This is a genomic window from Larkinella arboricola (assembly GCF_003259745.1).
Classification (GTDB): domain Bacteria; phylum Bacteroidota; class Bacteroidia; order Cytophagales; family Spirosomataceae; genus Larkinella; species Larkinella arboricola.
This window is the reverse complement of sequence record NZ_QLMC01000003.1, coordinates 672273-685957: the sequence shown is the minus strand read 5'-3', so window position 1 is coordinate 685957 and position 13685 is coordinate 672273. Positions and strand designations below refer to the sequence as shown.

8 protein-coding genes are annotated in these 13685 nt (G+C 54.5%); 2 read left to right on the top strand and 6 right to left on the bottom strand.

Translation table 11 applies throughout. The features are described 5' to 3' along the window. Positions 1-2 precede the first annotated feature (2 nt). From LX87_RS14215 to LX87_RS14205, 3 genes are all read right to left on the bottom strand, one after another. Positions 3-1454 carry a RagB/SusD family nutrient uptake outer membrane protein gene (locus LX87_RS14215; protein ID WP_111628890.1) on the bottom strand — a complete coding sequence of 484 codons (1452 nt, stop codon included), beginning with the start codon at positions 1452-1454 and terminating at the stop codon, positions 3-5. Positions 1455-1466: 12 nt separating this feature from the next. Then, positions 1467-4394 (bottom strand): SusC/RagA family TonB-linked outer membrane protein, encoded by a 2928-nt coding sequence (locus tag LX87_RS14210; RefSeq protein WP_111628889.1) that lies wholly within the window; start codon positions 4392-4394, stop codon positions 1467-1469. A gap of 102 nt (positions 4395-4496) precedes the next feature. After that, positions 4497-5873 (bottom strand): Gfo/Idh/MocA family protein, encoded by a 1377-nt coding sequence (locus LX87_RS14205; protein ID WP_111628888.1) that lies wholly within the window; start codon positions 5871-5873, stop codon positions 4497-4499. A gap of 240 nt (positions 5874-6113) precedes the next feature. Between LX87_RS14205 and LX87_RS14200 the strand changes: the two genes are divergently transcribed. Continuing rightward, entirely contained in the window at positions 6114-7136 is a 1023-nt protein-coding gene (locus tag LX87_RS14200; protein ID WP_111628887.1) for a LacI family DNA-binding transcriptional regulator, read from the top strand. A 4-nt stretch (positions 7137-7140) separates the two neighbouring features. Here LX87_RS14200 and LX87_RS14195 read toward each other — a convergent pair whose 3' ends face one another. Both LX87_RS14195 and LX87_RS14190 read right to left on the bottom strand, forming a co-directional pair. Then, positions 7141-8619: a xylulokinase gene (locus tag LX87_RS14195; protein WP_111628886.1), complete on the bottom strand. Its 1479-nt coding sequence runs from the start codon at positions 8617-8619 to the stop codon at positions 7141-7143. Between the two features lie 63 nt (positions 8620-8682). Continuing rightward, positions 8683-10755 carry a S9 family peptidase gene (locus LX87_RS14190; protein WP_111628885.1) on the bottom strand — a complete coding sequence of 691 codons (2073 nt, stop codon included), beginning with the start codon at positions 10753-10755 and terminating at the stop codon, positions 8683-8685. A 159-nt stretch (positions 10756-10914) separates the two neighbouring features. On the opposite strand from LX87_RS14190, the gene LX87_RS14185 reads away from it, so the two are divergent. Continuing rightward, complete coding sequence (locus LX87_RS14185) at positions 10915-12423, top strand: M20/M25/M40 family metallo-hydrolase (protein WP_111628884.1); 1509 nt, start codon at positions 10915-10917, stop codon at positions 12421-12423. 87 nt (positions 12424-12510) lie between these two features. Here LX87_RS14185 and galK read toward each other — a convergent pair whose 3' ends face one another. Continuing rightward, positions 12511-13683 carry a galactokinase gene (gene galK, locus LX87_RS14180; RefSeq protein ID WP_111628883.1) on the bottom strand — a complete coding sequence of 391 codons (1173 nt, stop codon included), beginning with the start codon at positions 13681-13683 and terminating at the stop codon, positions 12511-12513. Positions 13684-13685 lie beyond the last annotated feature (2 nt).

The following is a 13685-nucleotide window of genomic DNA, read 5'->3' as shown; positions in this document are numbered from 1 at the left end:
CGTTACAACGGATTCTGTTTCAGGTTGGGGTTCAGCACGATTTCGGCTTCCGGAATCAGGTGGACCACTTGTTTATCATCCGCAGGAATGGTTTGCTGGCCAGTGGTGGTATTATGAAAACCAGGGTAATTCCGGACCAGACTCCGGCCGTTGCGGTACAGATCGTAGGGGCGATGGCCTTCAAAAGCCAGTTCGAGCCGCCGTTCCTGCAAAACCACGTCCAGCACACTCGGCAATCCTTTCAGATCGGTTGTTGAGAACAGTTCCGTGCCGGTCAGACCCGCGCGCTGGCGAATCCGGTTGACATCCGCGATGGCTTTGTCGGCCTGGCCGGTTTTGGCGTAGGCTTCGGCCCGGTTCAGGTAAATTTCGGAAAGCCGCAGAATAATAGGTGAGCTAAGCGTAGCGATTCCGCCCTGGTTGGAAAACTTCGTGACGTACACTTTGTCAATACCGTTCCGCTGCTCCTGCGTACCCTGGGCGGTCAGTTTGCGCACCATGAAGGAGCGTCGTTTATCGTTCGGATACTTATTGATTAGATCCTGGTATTCCTGCGAAGCGTACACCTCGCCCCAGCCGACACCGCCCGGTGAGGTGTAGAGCATGGAACCCAGCGAACCCCAGGCGCGGTCGTCCTTCAGCGTATGTTTAATCGCCAGAATCACTTCCTTGTTCTGCTCGTTTTCCAGCGTATAAAAGCTCGGTACCTGATCCGGAGTCGCCAGCGTAAACCGGTTTTCGGCCAGCACCAGATCCGCATATTTAATGGCATTCGCGTTATCGTTCATGTACAGATACACCCGCGAAAGCAGACCGTTGGCCGCTGCGGCACTGGCATAACTGCTGGTGCGTGGGATGGTCATCAGTTTGGCCGACTTCAGCAACTCGCTAACCACAAAGTCGTAGACCTGCTTCACCGTCGCGCGGGCAGCATTGTCGTCGGGTTGGGTATCGGTTTTGATGATTACGCCCAGGTTCGTTTCCGGACTCTGGTTGTAGGGCCGTCCGAAAATCCGCACGAGGTCGAAGTGAACCATGGCGCGCAGAAAGATATTCTCGCCCAGAATCTGGTCCATTTCCTTCGAGGTGCCTTCCTGAATTGCGCCGATCACTTTGTTACAGCCCACAATGATCTGGTAGGCTTTGCGGTAAATCTGGAGTGTATTGGCCTGATCGGTCGTATGCCGGTAGGTGTACGTCAGAAACAGGGCGTCGCCGGTGGTTCCGCTGACCGTCAGGTTGTCGCCCGGATATTCGTGCATGATGAAGACGTTACGGGTATAGTCTGCATCTTTCAGAAACGTGTAATTACCGTCGGTGGCGGCCCGCAGGCCCTGAGCATCCTGCAAAATGGTTGATTCGGACAGACCGTTATAAGGTGTTGTATCAATTTCGCAGGAGGTGGTCATCACCACACAGCCCAGCAACAATAAGCGGGAAAATGAGATTTTCATGGGTGCTGATGATTAAAAGTTTAACTGGAGACCAAAAATGAGCTTGCGGCTAAACGGATATTTCGTTCCTACTTCGCCGGTTTCGTTTACATCAGGGTCGATCCCGGAAAACTTCGTGATCGTAAAGACGTTATCTGCCGAAATCGATAACCGAACGCCGTCCAGTTTGGCTTTGCTTACCAGGGCCGTTGGCAGGTCGTAGTTCAGGCTGATGTTCCGCAGCCGCAGGTAGTTGCCGTTTTCCAGGTAGCGGGACGACGGGCGCTGGGCGTTGTTGTTACCACCGATCACGTATTTGGGGTGCGTGGCAATGTCGCCCGGTTTTTCCCAGCGGGTCCAGCCATCCTGCAATGCCATCATGTTGAAGCGGTCGTAGGCGCCGTCGCTGTCGAACAGGGCCCGGTCGCCGTTGTACAGAATGGCCCCGGTGCTGTAGGTAAAGAAAGCATTCAGTTCCAGCCCTTTCCAGTTCAGCACCTGACGGATACCGCCGAACAGCTTGGGGTTGGCGTTGCTGCCGATAAACTGAAGCGTGGCGTCGTTGTAGTTGCTCGTCGTGGCGCTGGTACCATCCGGATTAACTTTCTCAAAGAGTGGGTTGCCCGTTTGCGGATCAACGCCCATCCACCGGCGCATGTACCAGCTATTGAGCGGTTGATCGAGGGCGTAAGGACGCTGTCCGCTGGCAATGAATATCCGGTCGCCGTAGAGGGCCGTTACCCGGTTGCGGTTCAGACCGGCGTTTAAATCCATGCGCCATTTCAGGGCCGTTTTTTGCAGAATGTCGGCTGACAGAACCACTTCAAGCCCTTTGTTGCGGACCGCGCCCACGTTTTCGGTGATGGATGAATACCCGCTGGTGGCCTGGAGCGGACGGTTGAAGAGCAGGTTGTTGGTCAGACGGTTGTACAGGTCAACGGTCAGTGAAAGCCGTCCCCAGAGCGTGGCATCAATCCCGAAGTTGGCGTTGTTGGATACTTCCCACGACAGGTTCGGGTTTTCGATGCGGGTCGGGAACGCGGACGGAATACCGGCGTACTGACCCGTCAGGCTGTAGAGGCCCTGGGCGGCATAGTCATCAATACCGTCGGCGTTCCCGGTTGTTCCGTAGCTGGCCCGGAATTTAAGGTTCGTTATGAGCGGATTGCTGCGCAGGAATGCTTCGTTTGAGGCATTCCAGGTTACGCCCACAGCGTAAAAATTCCCGTATTTCTTATTCCGACCGAATTTGGATGAGCCATCCCGGCGGAAGGAAGTCGTAATCAGGTAGCGATCCTGGTAGCCGTAATTGGCCTGGAACAGATATGACGAAAACGCATTATCGCGCTTGGTACCGCTGATGGTTTCGGCCTGGGAGGTTGCATCAAGAATTTCCAGACCGGAGAAGATGCCCTTGCCCGTCGCACCCAGCGATTCGTAGTAATAGTTCTGGTATTCATAACCGGCCAGACCGTCGATGTTATGGCCACCACTGAAGCTGTGCCGGAAGCGCAGCAGGTTGGAGGTCAGCAGGGTATAGTCACGAGTTCTCGTATTTGCGAGCCGCCCCTGTACATCCAGCGCGTTCGGGCCGCGCATGTCCTGATTGCTCTGGCTTCCATAATAAGCGGTTTGCGCCCGGTTGGTGGTGGTCAGGGTCAGCCAGGGCAGGAGGTCGTATTCCGCCTTGAACAGCAGATCGCCCGACAAGGTGTTTTCCCGAAACGTGTTGAACTGGCGGGTGTAGACAACGTTTTGATTGTCACGACCGTACCATTTCTTGGCACCCGACACCGGATTGTACGGCTGGCCGTTGTAGTAGGGATCGTCGTACGGCAGGTTGGTATAGGCTTGGTATAAAGCGCCGTTGCTGTCGTCGTAGCCGCGCGTGTACAGACCGGCCCCATTGACACTTATCCGGAATTTGTCGCTGACTTCGTGGCTGAAATTCAATCGTCCGCCAAACCGGTCCAGTCCGGTTCCCTGCAAAATCCCCTGTTCCTTGTAGTAGTTGCCGCTCAGGAAAAAGCGGGTTTTCTCGCTGCCGCCCGACGCGCTCAATTCGGCCAGAGTATTGCTGGCGGTACGGAACGCCTGATCGATCCAGTTGGTATTGGCGTTGGCTTCCGGCGTAGGCAGGTAGCTGTTGACATCGCCGTTAGGCTGGTCGCGCTGGTAAACTCTTTTCTGGAGGTCGTATAACTCCAGACCATTCAGCAGCCGGAAATTGCCCAGACTTATACTGCCGACGCCCTGATTGTAGCGGGCGGTCAGCCGGGTTTTACCCGCGGCACCCCGGCGGGTCGTAATAACAATAACCCCGTTGGAAGCCCGCGCACCGTACAAAGCCGTTGCCGAAGCATCTTTCAGGACCGTCATGGATTCAATATCACTGGGGTTCGGAATACCGCCAATCACACCATCGACTACGTACAGCGGGTTGGAGCTGGCTGTCAGCGTACCGATACCCCGAACGAGTACTTTCGGCGGGGTGCGCGGGTCGCCGGAGCTGCTGCCGACAAACACCCCGGCGGCTTTGCCCTGCAACATCTGGCCGACGTTGTTGGCCGTTACGTCTTTCAGTTCTTTGGCTGTAACCACCTGCGCCGAACCCGCCAGGTTACGCTGGCTTGTGGTGGTGTATCCCATGACGACCACCTCGTCGAGCATGGTATCGGCTTTTTTGAGGGATACTTCCACGGTCGTACGGTTTCCAACGGTAACGGTGGTGCCCTGATAACCAATCGAGCTGATTTCCAGTACATCGGTTGCATTAGCGCGTACGGAAAAAGCGCCCTGATCGTCGGTAGTAGTGCCCTGCGTCGTTCCGCGGACGATGATGGTGGCGCCCGGCAGCGGTTGTCCGGCATCGTCACGAACCGTTCCACGCAGGGTGGATTGCGCATACGCGCACAGGGTCACCGACAGCCACAGAAGTAAGCTTACGGAAAATTGCTTCATGAGTTTTAGGCTGGTTAAAAGTGAAAAGGGTTAATCAGGCAAGGGTTTAGGAATGAGCATTCGGCTGGGACGAAAGCAGTACGCTTCCGCCCCAGCCGAATGCTAATAAACCTCGTTAAGACCGAAAATCGGGCGGTTGGTTTTCCACTTGCCGCGCGTAAAATCGGGTATTTCAATGGGTTTGCTGCCCTGGGCGATGGACTGTTCCGATAGCGGGCTGATGGCGCTCCAGACCGCGGCATCGTAAACATCGATCGGGGGAGCCGTCTGCGCCTTGATGGACTCGATGAAGGCCCGCATCACGAAGAAGTCAATACCGCCGTGGCCTCCGCTTTGGGCGGTTTTGCCGTGTTGTTTCCAGAGCGGGTGGTCGTATTTTTCCTGATACGAATCGAACGATTCCCACTCGTGCGGTTTGGGGCTGACGCCTTCCAGGTAGATCGTTTTTCCGTCGTCCATCCAGATGCCCTGCGTACCCTGTGCCCGGAAGCCAAGCGAGTAGGGGCGGGGGGAGTTGGTGTCGTGCATGATAACGATGTTCTCGCCGTTGGCGCATTCTACCACCGTGGTGACAATATCGCCCAGCTTGAAATTGACCTTGGCATTGGGGTGGTCTTTTCCGCCCTTATCGACGACGTACTTGTGCAAACCACGGGCTTTGGTAGCCGTGGAGGTAAGGTGGGTGAAGCGGTTGCCGCGGTTAATGTTCAGCCAGTGCGCCACCGGTCCCAAACCGTGCGTGGGGTATAAGTCACCGTTGCGGTCCACCGAGTGCTGGGTGCGCCAGCGAGCTTCCGAGTAGGCTTTCTCGCCGAATTCGGCACCAACCCCGGACAGAGATTTGCCGTCGTTGAACTTGATATTGCGCAAGTCATGCTGATAGCCGCAGTGGGCGTAGAGCATTTCGCCAAACATACCCTGGCGGATCATGTTCAGAACGGCCAGTACGTCGCGCCGGTAGCAGACGTTCTCCAGAATCATGCAGTGTGAGCCGGTTTTCTCGAACGTATTCACCAGATCCCAGGACTCCTTGAGCGTCACCGTTGCCGATACTTCCACGCCCGCGTATTTTCCGGCTTTCATCGTAGCAACGGCCATCGGAACGTGCCATTCCCAGGGGGTGGCAATGACCACACCGTCGATGTCGTCGCGTTTGAGCATGTTCAGAAAATCTTCACCGCCTTTGGTATACGTTGCGGGTGCTTTCTTGCCCGCTTTTTCAATCATGGCGCTGGTACGGCTGATGGCTTCGGGGTCCGGGTCGCAGATGGCGGTAATGACAACATCATCGCGAAGAAGCCCCTGCCGGACGTGGCTGCGGCCCCGCGCGCCGACTCCAATGTAGGCCAGACGAACCTGTGATAAGGGAGCAGGTTTAGGTGCTGCCGTGGCCGTTTCAAACAAAGAAGGGATAAACGGAGCAGCCGCCGAACTAAGGGCAGCGGTGCGCAGGAATTCACGGCGTGAGGAGATAGGCATATAAGGTTATCTTGGATTAGAAGCGTTTGATCAGGATAATACCGGGTTAGGATTCAATGCTGAAATTTGGGAAATAACAGACGCCCGATCAATCAGAACGCGTAAGCCAGCGTATTGATTTTGATGGTTTTGTGTTGTGCAAACGTTTGTGCAACCTTGTGCAAACGTTTGTACAGAGCCGAAGATAATTTTGTGATGATGGCTAAATAAAGTAAATTGTAAGGTTGAATACGACACACAATGAAGGATGTTATAACCATAAAGGAAATTGCCCGGCAATTGAATGTGTCGCCGTCCACCGTATCCCGGGCTTTGCAAAACCATCCGCGCATTAGTAGTCATACCCGTGACGCTGTTCACGCGCTGGCTGGCCAGTTGAAATACCTCCCCAGCACGACGGCCCGCAACCTGCAACGGGGGCGTACGGGGGTTATCGGCATGGTATTGCCGGAAATTCGGGAGAATTTTTTCTCGGAAGTCATCAACGGTGTGGAAGAACTGGCGTTTGAACACCACATGACGGTCGCGCTCTACCAGTCGCACGACCGGTTTGATCGTGAGAAGCAGATTCTGACCATGCTGGCGTCTAACCGGGTCGATGGGGTGCTGCTATCGGTTGCCAAAGAAACGCAGCAGATTCATCATATTCAGGAATTGCAGGATCGGCAGATACCGCTGGTCCTTTTCGACCGCATTCCGCCCCATATTGCTGCGCATCAGGTAGAATGCAATATGGAAAAAGGGGCATATGAAGCCACCAAATGGCTGGCCCGGCGGGGTCACCGGCGCATTGCGCTCCTGAACGGCCCGCACGCTCTGATCGCCAGCGAGGAACGCTATCGGGGATACATTACGGCTTTGGTAGAGGAAGGGTTGCCGGTTGAAAATTGCCTGATCAAGCGAAGCGACCTGACAACATCCGAAACGGTGTTGAAAATGAGCCAGTTGCTATCGTCCGTGACGAGGCCCGATGCCGTACTGGCGTTCAATGACTACGTGGCGCTGGATGCCATGCGGGTCTGCCGGAGCTACGGTCTGGTGGTCAACCGGGATGTTGCGTTTGTCAGCTTTGCCAATCTGCCGCTCAACACCTACCTGGAGCACCCGCCCCTCGCTTCGGTTGAGCAGCACCCGTATCAGATTGGTTTTATGGCCGCCGATATTCTGCTGAAGGTGATCAACGGAAAAATCGATCCGGAAAACTTACAAAAAGTAACGCTCGAACCCGAATTGATTGTCCGGGAACAGAGCGAACTGGTGTAAATAGTTATCCGACAAGCGCCTTCTGCCATTTTTCGTACGCATCGCGGTAGGCTTCCTGCGCACGCATGTCGGGTTCGATGGTCCGGGTTACTTTCAGGCCCGTGAAGGCTTCCTGACGGTTTTTGTAAATACCGGCCCCCAGACCGGCGCCCCGGGCGGCTCCCTGCGCTCCATCGGTATTAAAGAGTTGAATTTCAGCGCCCGTCAGGTTTGCTAGTGTATCGCGGAACAGCGGGCTGAGGAACATATTGGCTTCACCGGCACGAATGGTTTTCAGGCCCACACCCACCTGTTCCATCACCTGAATACCGTAGTAGAACGCAAAAACAATGCCCTCCTGCGCGGCCCGAATCCAGTGCGGAAGGCCGTGGCGCGTCAGTTGCAACCCGTGGAAGGAAGCCCCCGGGTCTTGATTTTCCAGCACCCGTTCGGCGCCGTTGCCGAAGGGCAGACACACCAGACCGTCGGCCCCAACCGGCGCGTGAGCGGCCAGATCGTTCATGTCGGCGTAACTGACCGTACCCCGCAGCAGGTGGTTCCGCAGCCAGCTATTCAGAATACCGGTGCCGTTGATGCAGAGCAGCACACCGTAGCGCGGAGCTTCCGGCGTATGACTCACGTGCAGGAACGTATTCACGCGCGATTGCGGGTCGTACTTGGCCTGATCGCTAACCCCGTAAACCACGCCCGATGTTCCGGCGGTGGCGGCAATCTCGTTGGGTTCCAGTACGTTCAGCGAGAAGGCGTTATTAGGTTGATCGCCCGCCCGGTACGTGACTGGCGTTCCGGCAGCCAGACCGAGTTCGCTAGCTGATTTGGCCGTTAATTCGCCCTGAACAGAAAAAGTCGGTTTGATCGTGGCAACCAGCGACGGATCGAAGCCGAAATAATCGAGCATAAAATCAGCCGGTTGTTCGCGCTGAAAATCCCACAGAATGCCTTCCGATAAACCCGACGGGGTGGTGACGACTTCGCCGGTCATGCGGGTGGCCAGGTAATCGCCCGGGAGCATGAACTTGTGAATTTTGTCGTACACCGCCGGTTCGTTTTCCTTTACCCACGCCAGTTTGGCCGCCGTGAAGTTACCCGGCGAGTTGAGCAGGTGTTGTAAGCTTTTCGTCCGGCCCACGGTTTCGAACGCCTTCTCGCCGTACGGAACCGCCCGGCTGTCGCACCAGATAATCGATGGACGCAGTACGTTCAGGTCTTTATCCACAACAACCAGACCGTGCATCTGGTACGAAATTCCGATGGCTTTCACATCTTCCGGTTTCACCCCGGCTTTCGACAGAACGGTTTTTGATGCCAGACAGGCGTTGTTCCACCAGGAATCCGGATGCTGTTCGGCAAAACCCGGCCGGGGGGCGTCGATTGGCATTTCGGATTCGGGGAAAAACGCGGAAGCAACCACCGTACCGGTTTCCACTTCCAGCAAACTGGCTTTTACAGACGAACTGCCGACATCAAATCCAAGAAGATACATTCTACGAGGGGTTCAGATTGAAAATGGGTTGCAAAGTACGCAGCCGGAGGAAGTTAGGCAAACCTACTCCCGTATCCCGACCAGATTCAGAATAAAGGCGTATTCGAGCGCGATCTCTTTCAGGGCTTCAAACCGTCCGGATGCCCCGCCGTGCCCCGCTTCCAGGTTGGTGTGCAACAGCAGTTGATTATCATCGGTTTTCATCGTGCGAAGTTTGGCGACCCATTTGGCGGGCTCCCAGTATTGTACCTGAGAATCGTGTAAACCGGTCATCACCAGCATGTTTGGGTAAGCCTTTTCTTTCACGTTATCGTACGGGGAATACGAAAGCATGTAGTCGTAATACTTCTTGATTTTCGGATTTCCCCATTCTTCAAATTCACCCGTCGTCAGCGGGATGCTTTCGTCGAGCATGGTCGTTACGATATCAACAAACGGCACCGATGCCACCACGCCCCGGTAAATTTCCGGCTTCTGGTTGACGACCGCGCCCATGAGCAAACCGCCCGCGCTGCCGCCCATCGCAAACAGGTTGTCGGCACTCGTGTATTTGTGCTGTATCAGGTATTCCGACACGTCCACAAAGTCGTTGAACGTGTTTTTCTTCTTGAGCATTTTCCCGTTGTCGTACCACTTCCGGCCCATTTCCTGACCACCGCGAATGTGGGCGATGGCAAAGATAAAGCCCCGGTCGAGCAGGCTCAGGCGGGTCGAGCTAAAGGTAGGGTCGATGGAGTACCCGTACGAACCATAGGCATATTGCAATAGCGGGGCGGAGCCGTCGAGGGGTGTGCCTTTCCGGTATACGAGCGAAACCGGAATCTTCGCGCCGTCGCGGGATTTGACGAAAAACCGCTCGGAGGTGTAATTAGCCGTGTCAAAACCGCCCAGCACTTCCTGCTGCTTCATGAGCGTCTTTTCCTTCGTGTCCATGTTGTAGTCGAAGGTCGAGCTGGGTGTCGTCAGCGACGAATAGCCAAACCGCAGGATATTGGTATTAAAATCCGGGTTATAGCCAATTCCGGCTACGTAGGCCGGGTCGGCAAACTCCAGATAATGATCCTGTTTGTTCTGCTGGTCGATCACCCGCAGGTGGATTAAACCGTCCTTCCGTTCGCCCACCACCAGGTGATTTTTGAACGCATCGAGCTGCTCCAGGTACACATGATGCCGGTGCGGAATCACTTCTTTCCAGGCCGATCGGTCGTCGGTTTTGTTTTCCTTTACCTCCATCAGCCGGAAATTGGGGGCTTTCCAGTTGGTCCGGACGTAGAAGGTGGTTTCCAGATGCTGAACGTCGTATTCGTGGCCTTTTTCACGGGGCAGAAAAACCTTGAAATCGCCCGTTGGATTGGTCGCTTCCAGCAGCCGGTATTCCGTTGCCACACCGTTGTGGTCGGATACCACGGCGATGTATTTCTTCGATTTCATCCGGCCCAGCCCCATGTAAAACTGGTTGTCTTTTTCTTCGTACAGCAGGACGTCCTGCTCCGGATCGGTGCCCAGCGTATGGCGGTAAACCTGGTAGCCGAGCAGCGTTTTCGGGTCTTTCCGGATGTAGAAAAGTGTCTGGTTATCAGCCGCCCAGGCGTAGCTTCCACCTTCCGTGTCGGGGATGGCGTCGGGATAGATTTCACCGGTTTTCAGGTTTTTAATCCGCAACGTATACATCCGCCGGCTGACGGTATCTTCGCCGTAGGCCACCAGTTCTTCATTATCCGAAACTTCCAGACCAGCGATGTCATAGTACGAATACGGTTTTGCCATTTCGTTGACATCCAGCATAATCTCTTCCTCCGCTTCCAGTGAACCGGGTTTGCGGCAATGCACCGGATATTCGCCCCCTTCCAGGAAACGGGTGTAGTAATAGTAGTTGCCTTCTTTATAGGGAACCGACTCGTCCTGCTGCTTGATGCGGCCCTTCATTTCGTCGAACAGCTTCTCGCGAAATTCTTTAACGGGCGCCAGAACGGTTTCCAGGTATTCGTTTTCGGCTTTTAAATACGTAATCACCTCGGGATTTTCCCGGTCGTTGAGCCAGTAATAATTGTCGATGCGGGTGTGGCCGTGGGTAGTCAGTTCGGTTGGTTTAACGGCTGCTCTGGGCGGAATCACTGTGGTCTGCGCGTTTGTCATAAAAGCAAGTGTACTAAATACTGAATTCAATTAACACCTTTTTGTCAGGATTCGTTAAACCATTTTAAGCTGGCAAAGAAACTTAAAGTTTTTTAAGTCTTTAGAACCGCATTCAGCGGCTTTTTTGTTATTTTGACGTGCCATACGGTCAGCTTTATCATGCGCAAAAAAGTTTACGTTTATTTACTGCTTTCGGGCGGTATTTATCTACTGAGTGCCCACACCCTGCGAAAATCGGATGTTCGAATTGATGGTGAACCCAGTCGCCCGTCGCTGGAAAAAGTATTTTCGAAGATTAACCAGGAAGTACTGGAAAATAGCCGGGCTTACGAAACCCTGACCGAGGCTACGCAAAAAATCGGACACCGGCTGACCGGCAGCACCAACGGAAGCCGGGCGGAAGAATACACCTACAATCTGTTAAAGCAGTACGGCTATTCGGATACGCAGTATGCGCCTTTTGAAGTAGAATCCTGGATGCGCGATACCGTAACGCTGGCAGTGGTACCCAACAAAAGCGATAATTTTCGGGATGTTGAAGTGGTATCCCTGGCGCATTCGCCCGTCGAAGCGCACGTGCAGGGCGAGATTGTCGACGTTGGCAATGGTCTGGAAGGTGATTTTGCGGCTGTAAAAGATAAGCTGAAAGGCAAAGTTGCCCTGGTAAACATCGGACTGTCGGCTCCGACAAAAGGGGCGCGTAACCTGCACCGTTCCGAAAAAACGGCCCTGGCCATTCAGCACGGTGCTAGTGGGGTCATCATGGTCAATCTGGTGCCGGGCAATGTGCTGCTGACGGGTACGGCTTCCGTAACGGGCAAACTGATTCCGATTCCCTCGGTTTGTATTTCGTCGGAGAGCGGACAGGAAATCCGGAAGTGGATGCAGGCCGAAAAGAACCTGCACGCGCTCATCGACATGGCCAATGTGAGCAAGAAAATCCGGGCGCGGAACGTCATTGCCACGCTGAAAGGCACCAAATATCCGGAGGAAAAAATCATTATCGGCGGTCACCTCGATTCCTGGGATCTGGCGACCGGAGCCATCGACAACGGTATTGGGTCGTTCTCGGTGCTGGACATTGCCCGGACGTTTAAAGCCTTGAAAATAAAGCCGAAACGTACCATTGAATTTGTGATGTTCATGGGTGAGGAGCAGGGCTTGCTTGGGTCGCGCAGTCTGGTGGAAGACCTCAAAAAAACCGGCCAGCTGGATAATGTGCGGTATATCCTGAATCTGGACATGACCAACGACCCCAACGGTCTGAACGCCTTTGGCCGGAGTGAAATGATGCCATTCCTGACCGAAATTGGCGAAACCATCAAGCTGGTCGAACCGGCCTTCCAGAATACGATTTCAAATCAGGCGGGGTTGCACAGTGATCATCAGCCGTTTATGATGGAAGGGGTGCCGGTAGTGGGCATGAGCGGGCATCTGGAACGCAACGTACTGGATTGTTACCACGCCAATTGCGACAACATGAAGCTGGTAAACAAAGACCAGATGAAAAATACCGTTCGTTATTCGGCCATGCTGCTATACGCCCTGGCCAACGCCGACGAGATTCCGACCCGGCGCATGGACGACGCCAAAACGCGGGAGTTTCTGATTGCGCAGGGACTCCGGACTCCGTTGCAGATTGCCAACGAGTGGCGCTGGAAGGAGTGATGATTGTAACACAGAGTTTATCAGAGGGTATCAGAGAAGAACTCTGGTTACCTCTTGTTACCTCTGATTAACTCTGTGTAATAATTGTTAAATCGAAATCCCCGACGTTCCATCCGTAATCCGCACCGGATAGCACTTCAGTTCAATATTGAACGCTTGCTGATAAGCCGCGCTCATCCGCTCCACAAACGCATCCGCAGCCTCGCGTTGGACGATATTGATGGTGCAACCGCCGAAACCGCCCCCCATCATCCGGGCACCCAATACCGTATCGTCCTGCCGTGTCTGATCCACCAGAAAATCCAGTTCCGGGCAACTTACTTCGTATTCGTGCTGTAAACCGGCATGGGTTTCGTACATCTTCTGGCCAAAAGCCGTCAGGTCGTTTCGCAATAAAAATTCGCAGGCTTCCCGAACCCGCTGAATCTCCTGCGTCACATACCGGCAGCGCTGGTATACTTTTCCCGGCATTTCGTCGCGGTGGGCATCCACCAGGTCCGTTGAGGCATCGCGCAGCAAGCGAATAGTGGGGTCGTACTGCTGCAAAATCCCAACACCGGTTTCGCACTCACTGCGCCGGGTGTTATACTCCGAGTCGCCGAGGGAGTGTTTGACGCCCGTATCGCACAGAATGAGCACGTAATTGATCGTCTGAAACGGGAAATATTCGTGGTGCAGTGATTTGCAGTCTAACTGAATGACAGACTGGTTGCGCCCGAACATGGATGCAAACTGGTCCATGATGCCGCAATTGACACCAACAAACTGATTTTCGGCCCGCTGGCCGAGTTTCACCATGTCGAGGGTTGACAGCCCCAGGTCATAGAGCTTGTTGAGCGCAAAAGCTAGACCGCACTCCAGAGCCGCCGATGACGACAAACCCGCCCCGGCGGGAATATTGCCCCCAAAAACCAGCTCGAAACCGCCGGGCTGGAGCCTCGCCTTTTGCAACTCATCAACCACGCCCATCAGGTAATTCGGCCAGCCAAGCGGAGAGTGATTCAGTTGATCCAGCCCGAAGGTGAAGGATTGATTTACATTTTCGGCAACGATGCGGCACGTCTGATCGTCGCGCCGGGCGATGGCAAAAATGATTTCTTTATCAATGCTGGCGGGCAACACCAGGCCACCGTTATAGTCGGTATGTTCGCCCAACAGGTTGATCCGGCCAGGGCCGCGGACTAGTAACTCCGGTTCTCGGTTAAATTCCGTACGGAAAACAGCCAAAAGCTGATGAGCGTAATCGTGTTGAGCCACCATCC

Bases quoted from the DNA above. Each gene is read 5' to 3' on its own strand.
- LX87_RS14215 (WP_111628890.1), bottom strand. From the start codon at position 1,454: ATGAAAATCTCATTTTCCCGCTTATTGTTGCTGGGCTGTGTGGTGATG.
- LX87_RS14185 (WP_111628884.1), top strand. From the start codon at position 10,915: ATGCGCAAAAAAGTTTACGTTTATTTACTGCTTTCGGGCGGTATTTAT.
- LX87_RS14205 (WP_111628888.1), bottom strand. From the start codon at position 5,873: ATGCCTATCTCCTCACGCCGTGAATTCCTGCGCACCGCTGCCCTTAGT.
- LX87_RS14210 (WP_111628889.1), bottom strand. From the start codon at position 4,394: ATGAAGCAATTTTCCGTAAGCTTACTTCTGTGGCTGTCGGTGACCCTG.
- LX87_RS14200 (WP_111628887.1), top strand. From the start codon at position 6,114: ATGAAGGATGTTATAACCATAAAGGAAATTGCCCGGCAATTGAATGTG.
- galK (WP_111628883.1), bottom strand. From the start codon at position 13,683: ATGGTGGCTCAACACGATTACGCTCATCAGCTTTTGGCTGTTTTCCGT.
- LX87_RS14195 (WP_111628886.1), bottom strand. From the start codon at position 8,619: ATGTATCTTCTTGGATTTGATGTCGGCAGTTCGTCTGTAAAAGCCAGT.
- LX87_RS14190 (WP_111628885.1), bottom strand. From the start codon at position 10,755: ATGACAAACGCGCAGACCACAGTGATTCCGCCCAGAGCAGCCGTTAAA.